Source organism: Parachlamydia sp. (assembly GCF_050255895.1).
Lineage (GTDB): Bacteria > Chlamydiota > Chlamydiia > Chlamydiales > Parachlamydiaceae > Parachlamydia > Parachlamydia acanthamoebae.
This window is the reverse complement of sequence record NZ_JBFWIR010000005.1, coordinates 20,984-36,526: the sequence shown is the minus strand read 5'-3', so window position 1 is coordinate 36,526 and position 15,543 is coordinate 20,984. Positions and strand designations below refer to the sequence as shown.

The following is a 15,543-nucleotide window of genomic DNA, read 5'->3' as shown; positions in this document are numbered from 1 at the left end:
GTGAATTTGATTAAAATCTGTTTCTTATGAGAAAAGAGAAAAGTGCGCTTTCATACGCTCAATCAGATTTTGTTGGATGAAATGAACGGCTCCTGAAATACCGCTTAGCATAGAGCGAGGGGTGACATTACCGTGGCATTTAACCACAATGCGTTCAAGACCGCATAGAAGACCACCTGGAGATTCGGCATGATCAAATAATTTTTCGATGGCATCAAAGTGTTCGCTATTGCCCAGTTGATTGCGGAGGAGCTTAAAAATCAGCGAAGAAATACCTTCACAAGATTTTAATAAAATATTCCCCGTGAAGCCGTCCGTCACAACGACATCCACGTTTCCGCAAAAAACATCTTTTCCCTCCACATTCCCAATGAAATTTAAAGGAAGATCTATTTTTTTGAGACGCCATGTCTCTACGTATTGTTGTAGTTCTTGATAAGCCTTCCTCAGTTCATGATGCCCTTTTAAAGGTTCAATGCCAACATTCAGTAGACCCACGTTTGGACAGGTTGTCTTTTCAATGCTCTTTTGAAAGAGGGCTCCCAATTGGGCAAACTGCACATAATGCTCTGCTGTACATGTGATGTTGCCGCCTGCGTCAATAATGGAAACATTTCCTTTCTCAGCCGGCATTGTGATCAACAAAGCAGGACGTTTTATATTGGGAAGAAGGGGTATATTCAAAGTCGCAGCAGCAATCAGCGCCCCGGTGTTTCCTGCAGAAACAAACGCATCGATTTTTTTATCTTTTAAATACTGGATGCCTTGCACAAGTGAAGAGAGAGGTTTACGCCGAATCGCTTCAAGAGGATGGTCTTCCATCAAGATTTCTTGCTGGACAGCGATGCACTTCACATGCATGTGAGAAGGGATTTTTTTTTGGAAATCTTCTGAGGATTCTTGTGGAATAAACACAAGCATAGAGAGGGCAGGGTGAAGCTCTGCTGCTTTTAATACAGCGTCAAAAAGGATTTCTGGAGAGCTATCGCTCCCCATTAAATCAATCCCTATACAGACTTTTTCTTGTTGTTTCCTCATCTTGGCACTCTAAAAAGAAAATTCCAATTAGCTCTGCTATAGTGAGAGCAACTGCTAAAGATCACGCAATCGTTTAGCTCGAGGAAAAAAGACAAAACGAACAGCTTACTCAGCTTCTGATTTACCTAGTACAACTCGATCGCCATATGCACCGCACGCTTGACAAATTGTGTGAGGAAGTTTTGATACTCCACAATTTGAGCATACAGATACACTTTTTGCTTTCTTAGCGTGGTGTGATCGGCGAGAATTTTTTCTTGCGTTTGACGATCTATTACGTGGGACTGCCATGAGTGACTCCTTTTAACCTTAAAACTGCCTAGGCATTAATTTAATTCAAGATCCGAAAACGGTTGATGCCCATCGGGATCTCCCCCATTTGAGGATGAATCATTAGTTTTTAAATATTTTTTAAATTTCTCTCTTTTGGGACAATTGCCTTCGCATTCGACAAATTCGGGAGTTTCCAACAAAATGCTTTCACGCAAAAGTTCCTGATAATCAAATATACCGGTCTTAATTTTTGCCAGAGGTTCGGCATGATAAAAACTCTCCAAGAATACGCCTACTGAAACATCCTCATTGCAAATTGCGCAGGGAATATGTGCTTCCGCTTCTGCTTGCAAATGCAAAATGAGTTCATCACCAGCTAAATAAGCTTCTCCATCCACGACAACCGGTTTCTTAAATGAAAGTTCATCTTCATGAACGTCCAAGAAATCTGGTGAAACTGTCTCATGAATTTCAACTTTATCTCCTGTTTTCAGGCGATCAACATAGATTTTAAACAAACGTTCCATAGGAGATTATCTTAAAATTAAGGGATTATATTTAAATAATCTTCAATTCTACAATTCTTTCTTCTTTTTTTCCATAAAATTCCTAGCCTTCGTTAACACTCCTTTTCTCAATAACTAATAAATGCCGTTTTCTTGAAGAATCGCAAGCTTTTCTTTTGCCGCCAAAGGGCTTTTATAAAGGGATGTCCCATGAAGAAACAAATGCACGTGCTGTGCTTGCCTTTTTGAAGAAAGTATAATTTTTTGCACAATGTAGCGAAACTTTTCGGATGTATTGATATAGGGCAATAAGCTTTCAATGTTGCTTTTTTTATCATTTTGCATCGCAAAATCCATAAACTCAGCAACCTTTTCTCGCGCTTTAGCAGAAAGAGAAAGCAGCTCTCTAACTTCGTTCACGCTAGCATTTTCGGTAAAAAGCATGATGAAAAAAGGAGATTCAATGCGGTGATCAAAATTGAGACAATCGAGAACTTCACTAATTTTTCTTTTTCTCTCATTTCTTAAATTGTTCAAGGCAACCGCCGTTGTTAAATAGACTCTTTCGCATCTTACTTTAGTATCCTCCCCTTTTTTTCTTAAAAGAGATAGAGAAAAGAGAGGTGTAAGCGTTTCTAAAAGAAGAAGATATTTTCTTATAATCTCTTTGGTCGAGAGAGGCGTGCGACAAATTGCCGAAAAAAGACTAAAGACCTGTTCTTCCCGATCTCGCATTTTTTTTAATCCGTTAACTAAACATATTAATTGGGGATCAGATAAATAAACAACGCCAGTGGGAAATTTTTGATATAAAGCTTTTAACGCACATTCATCATCGCCGCATTTATCCACAAAAACTCGGATCAGTTCCGAATCGATCATAGGGATAAGATCGAGTAAAGGCTCGAGCATTTTTTGCTCGATCCAGGGTTGTAAATAGGCTTCAAATTCCAAAGGAGAAAGAGTCTGAATTTGTTCTAGTTTTGGGACCTTGGGCTTCTTTTCTTCTTCGATTTTTTTTAAACTGATGCGCACTTTGCACAGAGATTCTAAACATTCTCTTTTTTCTGAAGATTTTGTTGCTTTAAGCTCGAAAAAATCCATCACATCCTTCAGTTTGGAACAATCAGTCAATTCCATCCATTCCTTATTTTTTTCACAAAACAAAGACAAAGAGCTTACCACATTTGAAATACGCATTGTTGTAAACCGATCTCCTGGAAGAAACGAGGTCGCCCACCTTAACCATTTATACCATCTCCCGTAAGATTTTTTAGGAAGAAGATCAATATCTAACCACCGTTGTCCCTCAAGGACTTGTGCAATTTGATCCATTTTTTGATGAAATTCCACCTGTGTAGCACATTTTTCCATCATCATTTGTTCCAAAGCTTCCATTGTTAAAATACTTATAAAATTTTATAATAATAAATGAGAGGTCCTCCAAACCAGGAGATTTTTATGGATTGGAAAGAATTTTCTCAAAATCCTTACATGCCCAAGCCTTTATGGATTATCCAGTTCAAAAAAGAAGCCGTTGATTTACCTTTAAAATATCCACCGGTCGATCTTTTAATTCCTTCTCCTGATCCCAATAGCCCAGATTGGGTGATTTCAGAAGCTAAAATCAATCAAGAAACCCTCAATTCCCTTGTCGCCATTCAAAAGGCATGCAAAAAAATCAAAAAGGAATGCACAGAAGAACTCAATAAAAAAATTGATCAAGATAACCCCGAAGAATGCGCGGCAAAATCTAAGCGTCTGCAAGCAAAAGTTGAAGTTTTACAAGAATTAATGAAGCAATTTCAAAAAATCCTCAAACAAATCAACACGCATTCCTCTTAATCACCTTTCCTCCAGTTATTTTTTTGTAGAAAAGATCCTGCTTTTATCTTAAAATAGATCCTTTAAGTGCAGTGCGATTTTATTCTGTTTATAACAGATAAAAAAGCGATCGCCTTTCCCAATTTTATTGGGATGACAATCAATCGAAAAAACAAGCTAAACAGAAAGGCTTTCACTGCGAAAAATGACGCCATAAATCTGAAGCATGGATGATTTTTCTGAAGAATTTATCTATTCAATCTAAAGCGTGGGTCAAAAGCTAGAGCCGTCAAATCTGGACATCTTCTGCTAAAATCGAACAGATGAGATCTATTGCTTTTAACCAGTCCTTTTTCGCATCCGCCTTTCCTACCTGTTAGGGTGACCAATGGATGAAATTCTACTTAATATCGAATCCAAAGAGCTTCGATATGCCCATCTTAGAAATGGGCAACTTTATAATCTCATTGTGGAGAGAAAAAGAGAGCGACAGCTGGCCGGCAACATTTACAAAGGCAGCGTGACCAATATTCTCCATAATATTCAATCTGCATTTATTGACATCAATGAAGGCGAAAACGGGTTTATTCACATTTCAGACATTTTGGAAAATACCAAAAAGTTTGAACAAGTCTATGACATGGACTTTGATTTAGATTATGATATTAAAGGACTCGATGATAAACAGCAAAAAAAGCAGGATATCGAAGAGGTCATGAAAATCGATCAACCTGTGCTCGTTCAAGTTGTCAAAGAGCCCATTGGTTCCAAAGGGGCCCGTCTAACTTCCAACATTTCTCTAGCTGGACGTTATTTGGTGTTGCTGCCTAACTCTTCACATCGAGGAGTCTCACGCAAAATTGAAGATCGCAATGCGCGCGAAAGACTGAAAAAATTGATTCGAGCCTTTGAAATGCCAACGGATATGGGTTTAATTTGCCGTACGGCCAGTGCTCGCGCCACACCGGAAATGTTAATTGCCGAAGCAACAGATTTGCTGAGCACTTGGCATACCATTATGGAAAACTTCCATAAATCCAGCGGCCCCTCTTTGCTATATGCAGAATCAGACTTAATCAAACGGGCAGTCATCACAGCTGTGGACAAACGTTTTGAGCGCATCTTAGTGGATGACTATGCGGTCTATCAAAGTTGCAAAAATCTCTATAGCCGTTATGCCAGTGAACATGCCTTGCGCATCGAATACTATCGAGATAATGTCCCCATGTTTGAACGGTTTAACGTAGAACGAGAAATCGATAAAACATTACGTCGAAAAATCTGGCTCCCAAGCGGTGGATATCTGTTCTTTGACCGCACTGAAGCGATGTATACAATTGACGTCAACTCTGGCCGCAGCTCCAATAACAAAGTGGATGTTGAAGAATCGCTCGTCAGAATCAACCTGGAAGCCGCTGATGAAATTGCGCGACAATTACGCCTACGTAATATCGGGGGACTTGTCATCTGCGACTTTATTGACATGCGTTATCGTAAAAACCAAAGAAGAGTCCTCGATCGCCTGAAAGAATGCATGAAAGAAGATTCGGCTAAATGTACGATTTTGGGGATGAGTGAATTCGGTCTTGTCGAAATGACACGTCAGCGCAATCGAGAATCTCTAATCCAAACAATCTTTACCACTTGCCCTTATTGTAGTGGAAGAGGCCTCGTTAAAACACACGAAAGCGTTTCTATTGAGATTGAGCGAGCCTTGAAAAAAGCCATCGCACACAACCAGCAATTTGCACTTAAGCTAGTCGTTCATCCAGAGCTGGACCACTATTTGGCCTCCATCGATAAGAGATTTTTATTAAAAATCGCTGAGGGTCTAAATGCTCGCTTAGAATTTGATGTGAATGACAATCTTCATCTGAATGAATTCCATTTCTATTCGACCATTACCGATAAAAAAGTTGAGGTATAAGAATCGACATGGACTATATCAAAAGGGTGGAAAAAACCTTGCACGAGGGGCTGATTTCAGAGTCATTCGCGCAAGCGTTAAAAAATTTCTATTTAAGCTATGCAGAAGCGATTACTTCGAATGGGCAATGCATGGCCTCTTTCGAACCGCTTCATCATCGCTTTTTAGATTTTGTGATTGAGCAAATTCGCTCCCCTTTTCATTTTGAGCCCTTTCACCAGGAAATTACCTCTCCCTTTAATTACTATGAATTTGGTCTTGATTACATGCGTCCTCTTGTTAAGCTGGACCGCTCCAAAGTTTTTCACTTGGAGCGAGTCGACGAAATGGTGGAATTGCTGGTTAAAAAACATAATGTGATCTTGTTTGCAAACCATCAAACAGAACCAGACCCACAAGCAATTAGCCTCTTGCTCGAGAATACGCATCCCAAATTTGCCGAGGATATGATTTTCGTTGCAGGTCATCGCGTGGTCATGGATCCAATGGCTGTTCCCTTTAGCAAAGGGCGCAACTTGCTATGTATCTACTCAAAGAAATATACTGAAAATCCACCAGAAGAAAAAGCTAAAAAGCTTCAGCACAATCAGCGAACAATGAAAAAGATGGCTCAGCTGCTTTCCGAAGGAGGCAAATGTATTTATGTGGCTCCTAGTGGCGGTAGAGACCGCCCTGATGAACACGGAAGACTTGATGTCGCCCCTTTTAATCCGCAGAGCATTGAAATGTTTTGGCTGATGTCACAACAAGCTCAACATCCGACACATTTCTATCCCCTAGCTCTTGCAACTTATGACTTACTGCCTCCTCCCAATAGCATTAAAAAAGAGCTGGGTGAGCATCGATATGCGCGTTGCACACCTCTATGCCTTTCTTTTGGTGCGGAATTTGACATGGAGAAATTTGATGGAAGTGAGATATCAGATAAAAAGTTGCGTCGAAAATTACGCGCCGATCAAATTTGGGAGCTTGTGCGCAAGGATTATAAAAAAATATCTGAATACATGAATGCTTAAGAGCGACCGATGGCTAGTTTTAAGTTGAAACAACAAATAGCCGAAGATTTAGAAAAGATTCAGTCCCCTTCCCCTTCTTGGATTGTCCCCTCCTCTTTTCAATATGATGTTGTGATTATTGGAGCTGGCATGGCGGGATTGGCCGCAGCTTTTGCCCTCCAACGCTTAGGCGTTTCAAACATCCAGATTTTTGATCAAAATGAAACAGGTCTTGAAGGACCTTGGCTCACTTACGCCCGTATGCCAAGCCTACGCTCTATGAAAGAACTCGTTGGTCCTGCTCTCGACATTCCTTCCCTCACATTCCATGCTTGGTATGAACATCTGTTCGGCAAAGAAAAGTGGGAAAGGCTGAGGAAAATTCCAACCAACCTGTGGATGGATTATTTGTGCTGGTTGCGCCATATCCTTAGCCTTCCTGTTGAAAACAAGCGAACCCTGACAAATATTCAGGAGTTTAACCAAGGCCTTCAACTTCAAATCAACGATCAAACCATCACCACGCGTAAGCTAATACTCGCAACGGGAAGAGGGGGATTCGGGGGATCGCGATTCCCTTTCTTTGTGTATCCTTTGCCCAAAAAATTTTATGCACATACCAATGAGAGCTTCCCCTATGAGACACTGAAAAATAAACGGATTGGAATTATCGGAGGAGGCGCTTCTGGATTTGACGCTGCAGAAACAGCTTTAGAATGCGGGGCTAAATCTGCTGACATTCTAATCAGACGACCCAGCTTACCCCATGTGAACAAAGCTGCGAGTCTGACGTATACGGGCTTTTTTGAAGGCTATTACGATCTTGATGATAACCAACGGTGGCAATTTCTAGACGCCTGCTATCGCGACGGAATACCCCCTCCTGTCGAGGTTCTAGAAAGAATGAAAGAGTTTCCCCATTTTCAAGTTCTATTGGGACGAGAAATTACCCGCGCCACAACCACCCAGCATGAAATTTTAATCGATACAAATAAAGGCTCTCTCACCTACGATTTTCTTATCTTGGCAACAGGCTTTGAGATTGATGGATTTAAACAACCTGAACTTGCCCCGTTTATGCATCAGATCCTTCTTTGGAAAGATCGTCCTGGAATTCAGCACTTAAACGGACCTTATTGGTTTTATCAAAGTCCCTATTTAGGCCCTCACTTTCAATTTTTGGAAAAAATGAAGGGCGAAGCACCCTTTCTTAAAAACATTTACTGCTTCAATTATGCTGCTACGCTGAGTCACGGTCAATTAAGTGGGGACATCCCCGGTATTGGAAGAGGAGCTCAACGTTTAGCAAGAGGAATTACCAAAGATTTTTTTACAGAAGATTGGATGGATTACGACACACAACTCAAAGAATTCCAAGTTAATGAATTTATTCAAGATAATTACAAATTTTTTCAGAATTAAAAATAATAGATCAGTTTTTATTCCAATAAATACTCATATAATTTAAAATTATATAACCATCCTAAACAAAAAAAGGGATTTATTATGAAATATTTGTTTCTCTCTATCGCTTTGTTTTTCGCTTCTTTTGCGGCACCCAATTACGCTTCTGCTGATTATCAAAGTTTATTAGATTCCACTTCGCGCTATGTCGAATTTGTGAACCAATTTGGTTCAGAAGAGGGGGGAGCTGAAGGTAGCGAATCCATATTTGCTCCTACATTTAGAAAATCCGTAAACGGTGAACTTTCCGATGAAACACCCGAAAGCTTTTTAGAACAAATGGAATTTGCCAAAATTTGGGTGGGCGGATGGTACGCACAGGTTTTAAACGTGACTGTCTCTCCCGAAACACAATCTGCGACAATCTATTACATCTGCACAACAAAAGAAGAAAAAGCTTACATTACTTTTGCCATGTTGCATTTTAATGAAGATAATCAGATAACAGAGCTTACAACTGTTTATAATCTCTATGCCGGTCAGGAAGATCTCGTGCATATTAACTAAAGCCCTATGAGCCATTCCAATGGACATCTCAAAAGAAGACTTTTTCTTGCACGCTTTAAAAGCAAATATCTCCAAAGAAAAAGCGGATGTCCTTTGGAAGGCGCTTCAAAATATACACTCTGTTTCTCAAGAAACAACCCCGTTTAAACTTCTGTACTATTTCGGCTCCTTGATCACCATCAGCGCCATAATTTTATTTATGGGCTTAAATTGGGAGCTTCTCGGCGGCGGGGGTATCTTTTTGATTGCATCCCTGTATTCCATTCTTCTGACTTGGTTTGGAAGTGTCCTATGGAAAAATAAAACCTTGCGAACGCCAGCTAGCTTACTCATTACGCTCGCCATTTGCATGGTTCCTTTAGCCATTTATGGATTAGAAGTCTATCTGCAAGTTTGGCCGACCGATTACCCTGGCGAATATGCCGATTTCTATTCCCGCGTTAAAGGAAGTTGGATATTTATGGAAATCGGTACGCTACTAGCGGGATTCCTCGCCTTGAGATTTTTTAATTCCTCTCTCATCACCATCCCCATTTTTGTGGCTGGCTGGTTTCTGGTTATGGATGGAGTGCATTTCTTGAGAGGTGAAAGCCAATACACCTATCCTCTTATCACTTGGGTATCTCTATATTACGGATTAGGACTTATGATCGCGGGGTATTTTTTGGACCGTTATGGCAAAGATAAATACGCCTTCTGGAGTTATTTCTTTGGAACACTCGCCTTTTGGTCTAGCTTATGTGATTTAGCGTGGAATCATAGTGAAAATGAATGGATTTTATTGATCTATCTACTGATCAATTTTATTTTACTTTCTCTTTCCATCCTTCTTCAAAGAAAAATCCTCTGTATTGTTGGAGCGATCGGTATTTTTGCCTATCTCAGTCATGTGGCATACCGTATATTTGAGAACTCAATTTGGTTTCCTATTGTTCTCAGCTTGATCGGTATTTTGCTCATTTATTGTGGCGTTTTATACCAAAAACATCGCGTCAAGCTCCAAAATTGGATGTTTAATCAAATTCCCGAACGCCTTCGAGACCACTTTTCGTTTAAACCTTAAGCCAATTGTAGTCGAGGTTCTAGTCCATATCTTTCTCTAAGGTTTGAATACGTGATTAGTTATTAACAAAATAGATCTTCAACTAATTATCTTTATAAAAAAGCTCTCATTACATAAAATTAATTTGATTAATCCCTCAAAAATGCATATAGAGATGCTTTTCCATAACTGTCTTTCTTATTTTAGAAAAATAATTTTTGGATGCGAGGTTTTTTAGTTTATTTTGCATAATCCCATTTAGCTAAAGGTTAAATTAATGATTTTAGATTTTTGTGTAAATCCAAGCCCCATCCCCTTATTTACAGAATTGTATACAAAAAAAGAAGATGAAGCCTCCATTAAATTGGCCAATTTGATTTTTTCAGAAGCTCAACCGCTTTTGATAGATCATGCGAAGAAAACCGATGATGATTATAGATTAGAATATCTAACATTTTACAACAGGATTCTTCAGGAACGAAGCCATGAACTTTCCGCACTAGATCAACGCATAACTAAAGTCATGCAAACAGTTATTTTGGGCTCTATGAAAATATTAATTCAAAAAGAAGCTCGACTTGTTGTTGAACCATTTGAATTTACAAAAAAATTATTAAATCCTGGAGAAATCAGTGATCATTTATCAAGGGTGACCACTGAGGTTAGGAATAAAATGGGATCTATCTTCGATGTATCTTTAAAAAATACTCAATCAGAGGGGGGTGACCTAGCTGCCATAGCAGAAAAATCTCTTAAATTATCTCAAGTGAGCTCTAGATACTCTGAACATTTATATGGGGAATATTTTAAAATAAAATCTTATCCAATTGCTAAGATGATGATGGCGGAGCTCGATGAGCAATCCCCTGCTATTGTGGATCAAGCTGCTGAGATTTCGGATGAGGAAAAAATGCTCCTGACATACTTTAAAATTTTTTAAAGAGTATTTCCATCCCTGCGTTTCTTGGGTTAAACAATAGAAGACATGGGATAGCCCCATGTCTTCTAGAATGACTTTAAATGACATAATCAAGCGAAAATAGAGGGAATGCTATCAAAGCTCGAGCGTTCAAAAGCGACTCGATATAATTCCTCAAATTATTGGACAAAGCATCATATGCTCGATGTGTAGAAAGAGAATCCACGTGCTTCAATATTTTTTTTATTTCATCCTTTTCTAAAACAAATGCTTGCTGATATTTCTGGATCAAATATTTAATTAAATTCTCGTCGAAAGAAACTCTCACAGCTAATTCTACGGCATTCACTCTTCCACAGTCTCCAAAACTGCATAAAGGCTGCAGCTGTCTGGGATCACGCTCTACAATTTGCTTGGCAATCTCTCTTAATCTTTCCGAAGAGGAACAATTTCTCAAAATGATATGTAAAAAATTCAAATCGCTTGTTTGATTGGATGCTTGAATGTAGTACTTGATTAGGTATTCAATTATTTCTACGGATAAAACTTTCTCTGTTGCTACCATGGCATTTTCCATGATAGAACGATCGTCATGATCTTCATCTTTTAAAGACTCCATTTTAACAACAAATTCATCTCCTCGCCTTTCAAAAAGATCCTTAATCTCTTGAAAACTGTTTCTTGCAAAAACGGTCATCAACTCTTTTTGCAATTCTAAGCATTTAATAGCCTGCTTGATTTTATAAGTGGGATCTACGATGGAATGTACTTTAGAATGAAGTTTTTTACCTACGTTCCTAACCAAAACCGCTTCGCTTTGAGTCAGTTCATTTATGCGCGCAAGTAATTCGCCCCTCTCTTTTTCACTGAGAGCAGATTTTTTAAAACATTCTTGAACCATGAAACTGATAGCGGAGTCATCCTGTGTGATCGGGAAACTATGGATACTCATTTCTACAGGAGTCAAACCTCTTATATTTTGTCCTTGGAGCCATTCAGGATTTTCTTGTACTGTTTTCTTCATTAACAATTGCATATTGGTTGATAGCTTATTTCGCGCAAATATATGCAAAAGATTGATTCCTGTATCTTTCGCCAGCATCACATACTGGTTGAGAAGAAAAGAAAGAGTTTCTTCAGGCAAATCGACTCGACTTTGTTCTAAAGCGACCTCTAAAATGGACCGATGATTAAGGACCCTATCTGCCCCTTCATGTTCTAAAAACATGTCTGCAGAAAATTCTTCTGCTCTTCGAGCAAAGATTTCTTTTATTACTTCAGCACCAACATTCTCTAGTATCTGTAAAAGCTCATCTTTTAATTTGATGCATCTATCTTCTTTGTGTTTGTCTTCATGAACTTCTTGTCTGACAAACCAATGACCACTGGATATTCCTAAGGCAGGTGGAAACATACTTCGCTCCTTATCTTATATTGATAAAAAATGTTTCTTTGAAGCTAATACGGAGTGATCATAGAGAACGAAAAAATTAATGGCACATAAAATCTTACTTCACACCTTTTTTAAGCATAAAATAAATGCTAAAGATCATCGAAGATATAATGAAAAGGGTTTCAAAAGAAGACATAGATTTCTATGCCTTCTTTATTGCATCAGGGCTTACCGATTTTTTGGAATAATGACCAACGCATCCGATACTTTTCTTCCTTTTCGAGTGCCATCAGGAGGATCATTGACAACCACATTTTTCAAAACCATTGTCGAACACTTGCCCCCACATAGGTTAAGCGCCTCTACACACCCAAGTTTTTGCATAAGCTCCGCTAAGTCTGGAATTGTGATTCCTTTTGTGTTCCATATATTTTTATAAAACCCATCTACAACGACAAATAGCCAATTTCCATTTTCTAAAATACCTACAGCAGTTCGAGCTAAACGTACGTTTAAAAAATGAGAACCGGTTTGCTCAGCACTAAAATCTGTAACAAGGCGTCCTCCCCTCACCAAAATTGGAGTTCCTCCTACAATATGAACGATATCACTCCATTCTTCACTTTTCGTGTAAGGAGGATGAGATTGAGGGGTAACATGAATATCCCATTCAAAATCGTCACCTTCCGCTATTGGGGGAAAAGAAAGCGTTTTAAGAACTCCAATCATTAGAGAGACCCCATCTGCAGGAATAGAGGCTCGCTTTTTTTCAATTTTGCTCACTTTTTGATCTTTGATCAACAACTGTAGTCCAAGGTTTGGGTAATCAAATTGTTTTCCGATGTGAGGCGTACACAAAATAACCTGCTGATCTTTTAGAATGCGATTAATTCCATCAATTGGAATTACGGCATTTCCACTATAACCATAAATTTGCGTTAAGATTTGATCAAAAAGTACCTTCTCATCAGCATGAGACCATCCAATAGCCCCTCTAGGTTTGTGCGGAGTTCCATACCAATGATTATCGATTTTTAAAATTCCCATTGGGAGATCCGCAAACTCACCTTTCATTTTGAAAAAGCCCCCATTCACTGCTGCAATAGCCTTATGCCGTTTGGCCATCGAGCTAACAGCTTCAACATCGCCCTTGTTTTTAACGGGAATGATATCAAAAAAATGAGGATTCACTTCAAGAACATGTACGGATGTTTGATCCGATAAAAAAATATGGCTATAGGAAATTCCCTCCGGAAGCTCGACTGCAATAGCAGTTCTCACAATGGCTAGACAGCTGATCAAAAATAGTCGATTGATGATTGAATTAAACATTTTTTCCTTCTTTTCAAATAGCGATTCGATACCCACCATCAACATACTGGATGGTGCCAGTCACATAGTCATTTTCAAATAAATAAAGAACACATTTCGCGATTTCTATGGGCTCCCCAAGACGTTTAGCAGGTAAACGTTTCACTAAAATTTTGAAGCATAGCTTCATTATCTTTTTCATATACATGGGCTAGACGTGGAGTATCGATACACCCCGGCGAAATAACATTCACACGAATAGGAGCTAATTCAAGTGTAAAACCCCTGAAAAAAGCACAATAGCACCATTTTTGCTTATATGAGGCGTGCCATATTTTATGGAATAATATTGCCCCCAAAATTTGCTATCAAAACTTGCTCGTGCAATCGATGTATCGAGTTCCAAACAAGATCCAGTAGAACTAGAAGAGCCTGGAGTTGCTAAATAATCGAAATGGCCTATCTCAGAAAAGAAATTTTTCACGTTATGTTCATCAGACACGTCGAGTTGTTTGACAATGACGCTTGAACCGATTATTTCTTTTGCCTTATCTAATTTTTGTTGCGAGCGGCTAGCAATAACAACCTCAAAACCTTTATTTACAGCAAGTTGCGCTATGGCAAGGCCAATCCCCGAGCTTCTTCCAATGATCACAATGCATTTTCCTGCAAGTGACATAAGTGTTCCTACATATTTTAATTAAAAAAGAAAAAACATCGTAATCTTCTAAGGTTAATAATTCAAGTTCTTAGTTGATATACAGGTTTTGTGAAAATATGGATTTAATCAAAAAAAATTGCCACATGATTAGTTTTTATCAGGGAAAACAGAAGATTTTCTCTTTATGGAGACGCCATAGAAAAAATCCCAGCGCTTTTAAAACGCGGTTATTGAAAAAAAAAGGGGCCTTCTCTATGATTAGCAGGTCCTGGGGTGTTAGCTCAGTTGGTAGAGCGCAACAATGGCATTGTTGAGGTCATCGGTTCGAATCCGTTACACTCCATCACTCTTTTTGATCTTCTTTCAACCTTTCATTAAACAGCCTTTCCCAGCGAGAATAATCAGATTCCAAGCGGACCTGTTCTTCTTGAATTTGTTTATCTTTTTTTAGCGATGCTTTTTTTCGTTTAGGGGGATTTTCTGCAATGAGCTTTTCTAAATTTTTTTGAAAGGCATTGAGATAGTAGGAAAAACAATCTTCTGCTTGAACAGCTGGTAGAGGTTCTGTGGGGACTTTTTTTGGTGGAGTTATTTGTTTTTTTTCAAGCTGAAGACGAGGGAGAATCCGCCGTCGCCCTCGATTGGCATAGCGCTTATTTAACCATCCGATAAACTCTTCAACTGTTTCTGTTTTAGCGGCTTGCAATCTAGACAGCCAGGCTAACTTTTTATCTGAGGTTACAACGGTACATTGAAACGGTGACTTGCGTATTTTCAATTCACTGATGATGAATTCATCCGCCGTTTCTCCCGTAGAAGAAAAGATGATTTCGAGCTGCTTATAATGTGTGCGGGAAGTCTCCCCCAGTTGATATTGCGCATCAAAAACAAGGGTCACATTTAAATTTAAAGCGGCAATTTTGGTGTGGAGATCTTCAATGATTTTTTCACGCTGTAGAGCGAGATTATCACCGACTCGCAAGACGCGAAACATGAGATTATAGCCATCAATAAAGTAATGCATTATAAACTCTGCAAAACTCCCAGCAGCTTTTCAAAAGCTTTGTAACGATGAGAAATACGGTTTTTTGTAGAATCATCTAGCTCAGCAAACGTTTTGTCATAATCATGTTTGACAAACAGAGAATCATAGCCAAAACCATACCTCCCTTTTTCTTCTTTCAGCAAAAAGCCTTCACAAATGCCTGTCACACTTTTTTTTACTTCCCCCGTTGGCAATGCAAGCACTAAAGAGCACTGAAAATAGGCAGAACGCTGAATTTCGCTTAAATGCTGCATATTTTGCAAAAGCTTTTGTCGGTTTTCTGCATCTGTAGCATCCTCGCCCGCATAACGTCGTGAATAAATGCCCGGCGCCCCATCTAAAGCGGGAACAACCAATCCTGAATCATCTGCCAGCACCCACTTACCTAATACTTTAGCTGCATCAACCGCTTTCAGCTGCGCATTTTCTTGAAAGGTTTTGCCTTCTTCGACTGGAGACTTATATTGTGGAAAATTAAGAAGCGAGAGAACATCAATTCTAGGCAAAGACTTAAACATTTCGCGGAACTCTCGAATTTTATGTAAATTCGAACTTGCAAGCACAATTTCCATTTCAGACTCCTTTAAGTAGATGACAGTTAAATCCGAGAGGGCCTCAATATAACAATCCCAACAAAG

At 39.0% G+C, this 15,543-nt stretch carries 17 protein-coding genes and 1 tRNA gene; 8 read left to right on the top strand and 10 right to left on the bottom strand.

Annotated elements, in window-relative coordinates; translation table 11 throughout:
- Positions 1-24: 24 nt before the first annotated feature.
- From plsX to AB7E63_RS01715, 4 genes are all read right to left on the bottom strand, one after another.
- Positions 25-1,038 (bottom strand): phosphate acyltransferase PlsX, encoded by a 1,014-nt coding sequence (gene plsX, locus AB7E63_RS01730; protein WP_041534457.1) that lies wholly within the window; start codon positions 1,036-1,038, stop codon positions 25-27.
- A 105-nt stretch (positions 1,039-1,143) separates the two neighbouring features.
- Positions 1,144-1,329: a 50S ribosomal protein L32 gene (rpmF, locus tag AB7E63_RS01725; RefSeq protein WP_079891743.1), complete on the bottom strand. Its 186-nt coding sequence runs from the start codon at positions 1,327-1,329 to the stop codon at positions 1,144-1,146.
- A 35-nt stretch (positions 1,330-1,364) separates the two neighbouring features.
- Positions 1,365-1,838: a YceD family protein gene (locus tag AB7E63_RS01720; RefSeq protein ID WP_006340245.1), complete on the bottom strand. Its 474-nt coding sequence runs from the start codon at positions 1,836-1,838 to the stop codon at positions 1,365-1,367.
- A 114-nt stretch (positions 1,839-1,952) separates the two neighbouring features.
- Positions 1,953-3,215: a hypothetical protein gene (locus AB7E63_RS01715; protein ID WP_059360242.1), complete on the bottom strand. Its 1,263-nt coding sequence runs from the start codon at positions 3,213-3,215 to the stop codon at positions 1,953-1,955.
- A 63-nt stretch (positions 3,216-3,278) separates the two neighbouring features.
- On the opposite strand from AB7E63_RS01715, the gene AB7E63_RS01710 reads away from it, so the two are divergent.
- The 7 genes from AB7E63_RS01710 to AB7E63_RS01680 all read left to right on the top strand — a co-directional run bounded on the left by AB7E63_RS01710 (position 3,279) and on the right by AB7E63_RS01680 (position 10,516).
- The gene (locus AB7E63_RS01710; RefSeq protein WP_013924319.1) at positions 3,279-3,662 is read left to right on the top strand and encodes a hypothetical protein; all 384 of its coding nucleotides are present in this window, start codon (positions 3,279-3,281) and stop codon (positions 3,660-3,662) included.
- Positions 3,663-4,029: 367 nt separating this feature from the next.
- On the top strand, positions 4,030-5,568 hold the full coding sequence (locus AB7E63_RS01705; RefSeq protein ID WP_006340241.1) for an Rne/Rng family ribonuclease: 1,539 nt from the start codon (positions 4,030-4,032) through the stop codon (positions 5,566-5,568).
- 8 nt (positions 5,569-5,576) lie between these two features.
- A complete protein-coding gene (locus AB7E63_RS01700) occupies positions 5,577-6,584 on the top strand; it encodes a 1-acyl-sn-glycerol-3-phosphate acyltransferase (protein WP_428418520.1) in 1,008 nt (335 codons plus the stop codon).
- A gap of 9 nt (positions 6,585-6,593) precedes the next feature.
- Positions 6,594-7,985 (top strand): NAD(P)-binding domain-containing protein, encoded by a 1,392-nt coding sequence (locus tag AB7E63_RS01695; protein ID WP_059360246.1) that lies wholly within the window; start codon positions 6,594-6,596, stop codon positions 7,983-7,985.
- An 84-nt stretch (positions 7,986-8,069) separates the two neighbouring features.
- On the top strand, positions 8,070-8,534 hold the full coding sequence (locus AB7E63_RS01690) for a hypothetical protein (RefSeq protein WP_013924316.1): 465 nt from the start codon (positions 8,070-8,072) through the stop codon (positions 8,532-8,534).
- 19 nt (positions 8,535-8,553) lie between these two features.
- On the top strand, positions 8,554-9,597 hold the full coding sequence (locus tag AB7E63_RS01685; RefSeq protein WP_059360248.1) for a hypothetical protein: 1,044 nt from the start codon (positions 8,554-8,556) through the stop codon (positions 9,595-9,597).
- Between the two features lie 352 nt (positions 9,598-9,949).
- Positions 9,950-10,516: a hypothetical protein gene (locus tag AB7E63_RS01680; RefSeq protein ID WP_428418518.1), complete on the top strand. Its 567-nt coding sequence runs from the start codon at positions 9,950-9,952 to the stop codon at positions 10,514-10,516.
- A gap of 76 nt (positions 10,517-10,592) precedes the next feature.
- Here AB7E63_RS01680 and AB7E63_RS01675 read toward each other — a convergent pair whose 3' ends face one another.
- From AB7E63_RS01675 to AB7E63_RS01660, 4 genes are all read right to left on the bottom strand, one after another.
- Positions 10,593-11,909: a hypothetical protein gene (locus AB7E63_RS01675; RefSeq protein WP_428418516.1), complete on the bottom strand. Its 1,317-nt coding sequence runs from the start codon at positions 11,907-11,909 to the stop codon at positions 10,593-10,595.
- Positions 11,910-12,116: 207 nt separating this feature from the next.
- Positions 12,117-13,220: a phosphodiester glycosidase family protein gene (locus AB7E63_RS01670; protein ID WP_100067476.1), complete on the bottom strand. Its 1,104-nt coding sequence runs from the start codon at positions 13,218-13,220 to the stop codon at positions 12,117-12,119.
- A gap of 13 nt (positions 13,221-13,233) precedes the next feature.
- A complete protein-coding gene (locus AB7E63_RS01665; RefSeq protein ID WP_226987496.1) occupies positions 13,234-13,389 on the bottom strand; it encodes an SDR family oxidoreductase in 156 nt (51 codons plus the stop codon).
- Positions 13,390-13,464: 75 nt separating this feature from the next.
- On the bottom strand, positions 13,465-13,878 hold the full coding sequence (locus AB7E63_RS01660) for an SDR family NAD(P)-dependent oxidoreductase (RefSeq protein ID WP_006340231.1): 414 nt from the start codon (positions 13,876-13,878) through the stop codon (positions 13,465-13,467).
- Between the two features lie 252 nt (positions 13,879-14,130).
- Here AB7E63_RS01660 and AB7E63_RS01655 point away from each other — a divergent pair.
- A tRNA-Ala gene (locus tag AB7E63_RS01655) sits at positions 14,131-14,203 on the top strand.
- Here AB7E63_RS01655 and AB7E63_RS01650 read toward each other — a convergent pair.
- The gene (locus AB7E63_RS01650) at positions 14,204-14,884 is read right to left on the bottom strand and encodes an NYN domain-containing protein (RefSeq protein WP_428418513.1); all 681 of its coding nucleotides are present in this window, start codon (positions 14,882-14,884) and stop codon (positions 14,204-14,206) included. It lies immediately after the preceding tRNA gene.
- Positions 14,884-15,477, bottom strand: a complete 594-nt coding sequence (rdgB, locus tag AB7E63_RS01645; RefSeq protein WP_013924309.1) for an RdgB/HAM1 family non-canonical purine NTP pyrophosphatase — start codon at positions 15,475-15,477, stop codon at positions 14,884-14,886. The genes AB7E63_RS01650 and rdgB overlap by 1 nt, the downstream gene beginning before the upstream one ends.
- Positions 15,478-15,543 lie beyond the last annotated feature (66 nt).

Excerpts from the sequence above, each read along its gene's own strand:
- plsX (WP_041534457.1), bottom strand. The coding sequence starts at position 1,038 with ATGAGGAAACAACAAGAAAAAGTCTGTATAGGGATTGATTTAATGGGG.
- rpmF (WP_079891743.1), bottom strand. The coding sequence starts at position 1,329 with ATGGCAGTCCCACGTAATAGATCGTCAAACGCAAGAAAAAATTCTCGC.
- AB7E63_RS01720 (WP_006340245.1), bottom strand. The coding sequence starts at position 1,838 with ATGGAACGTTTGTTTAAAATCTATGTTGATCGCCTGAAAACAGGAGAT.
- AB7E63_RS01715 (WP_059360242.1), bottom strand. The coding sequence starts at position 3,215 with ATGGAAGCTTTGGAACAAATGATGATGGAAAAATGTGCTACACAGGTG.
- AB7E63_RS01710 (WP_013924319.1), top strand. The coding sequence starts at position 3,279 with ATGGATTGGAAAGAATTTTCTCAAAATCCTTACATGCCCAAGCCTTTA.
- AB7E63_RS01705 (WP_006340241.1), top strand. The coding sequence starts at position 4,030 with ATGGATGAAATTCTACTTAATATCGAATCCAAAGAGCTTCGATATGCC.
- AB7E63_RS01700 (WP_428418520.1), top strand. The coding sequence starts at position 5,577 with ATGGACTATATCAAAAGGGTGGAAAAAACCTTGCACGAGGGGCTGATT.
- AB7E63_RS01695 (WP_059360246.1), top strand. The coding sequence starts at position 6,594 with ATGGCTAGTTTTAAGTTGAAACAACAAATAGCCGAAGATTTAGAAAAG.
- AB7E63_RS01690 (WP_013924316.1), top strand. The coding sequence starts at position 8,070 with ATGAAATATTTGTTTCTCTCTATCGCTTTGTTTTTCGCTTCTTTTGCG.
- AB7E63_RS01685 (WP_059360248.1), top strand. The coding sequence starts at position 8,554 with ATGGACATCTCAAAAGAAGACTTTTTCTTGCACGCTTTAAAAGCAAAT.
- AB7E63_RS01675 (WP_428418516.1), bottom strand. The coding sequence starts at position 11,909 with ATGTTTCCACCTGCCTTAGGAATATCCAGTGGTCATTGGTTTGTCAGA.
- AB7E63_RS01670 (WP_100067476.1), bottom strand. The coding sequence starts at position 13,220 with ATGTTTAATTCAATCATCAATCGACTATTTTTGATCAGCTGTCTAGCC.
- AB7E63_RS01665 (WP_226987496.1), bottom strand. The coding sequence starts at position 13,389 with ATGAAGCTATGCTTCAAAATTTTAGTGAAACGTTTACCTGCTAAACGT.
- AB7E63_RS01660 (WP_006340231.1), bottom strand. The coding sequence starts at position 13,878 with ATGTCACTTGCAGGAAAATGCATTGTGATCATTGGAAGAAGCTCGGGG.
- AB7E63_RS01650 (WP_428418513.1), bottom strand. The coding sequence starts at position 14,884 with ATGCATTACTTTATTGATGGCTATAATCTCATGTTTCGCGTCTTGCGA.
- rdgB (WP_013924309.1), bottom strand. The coding sequence starts at position 15,477 with ATGGAAATTGTGCTTGCAAGTTCGAATTTACATAAAATTCGAGAGTTC.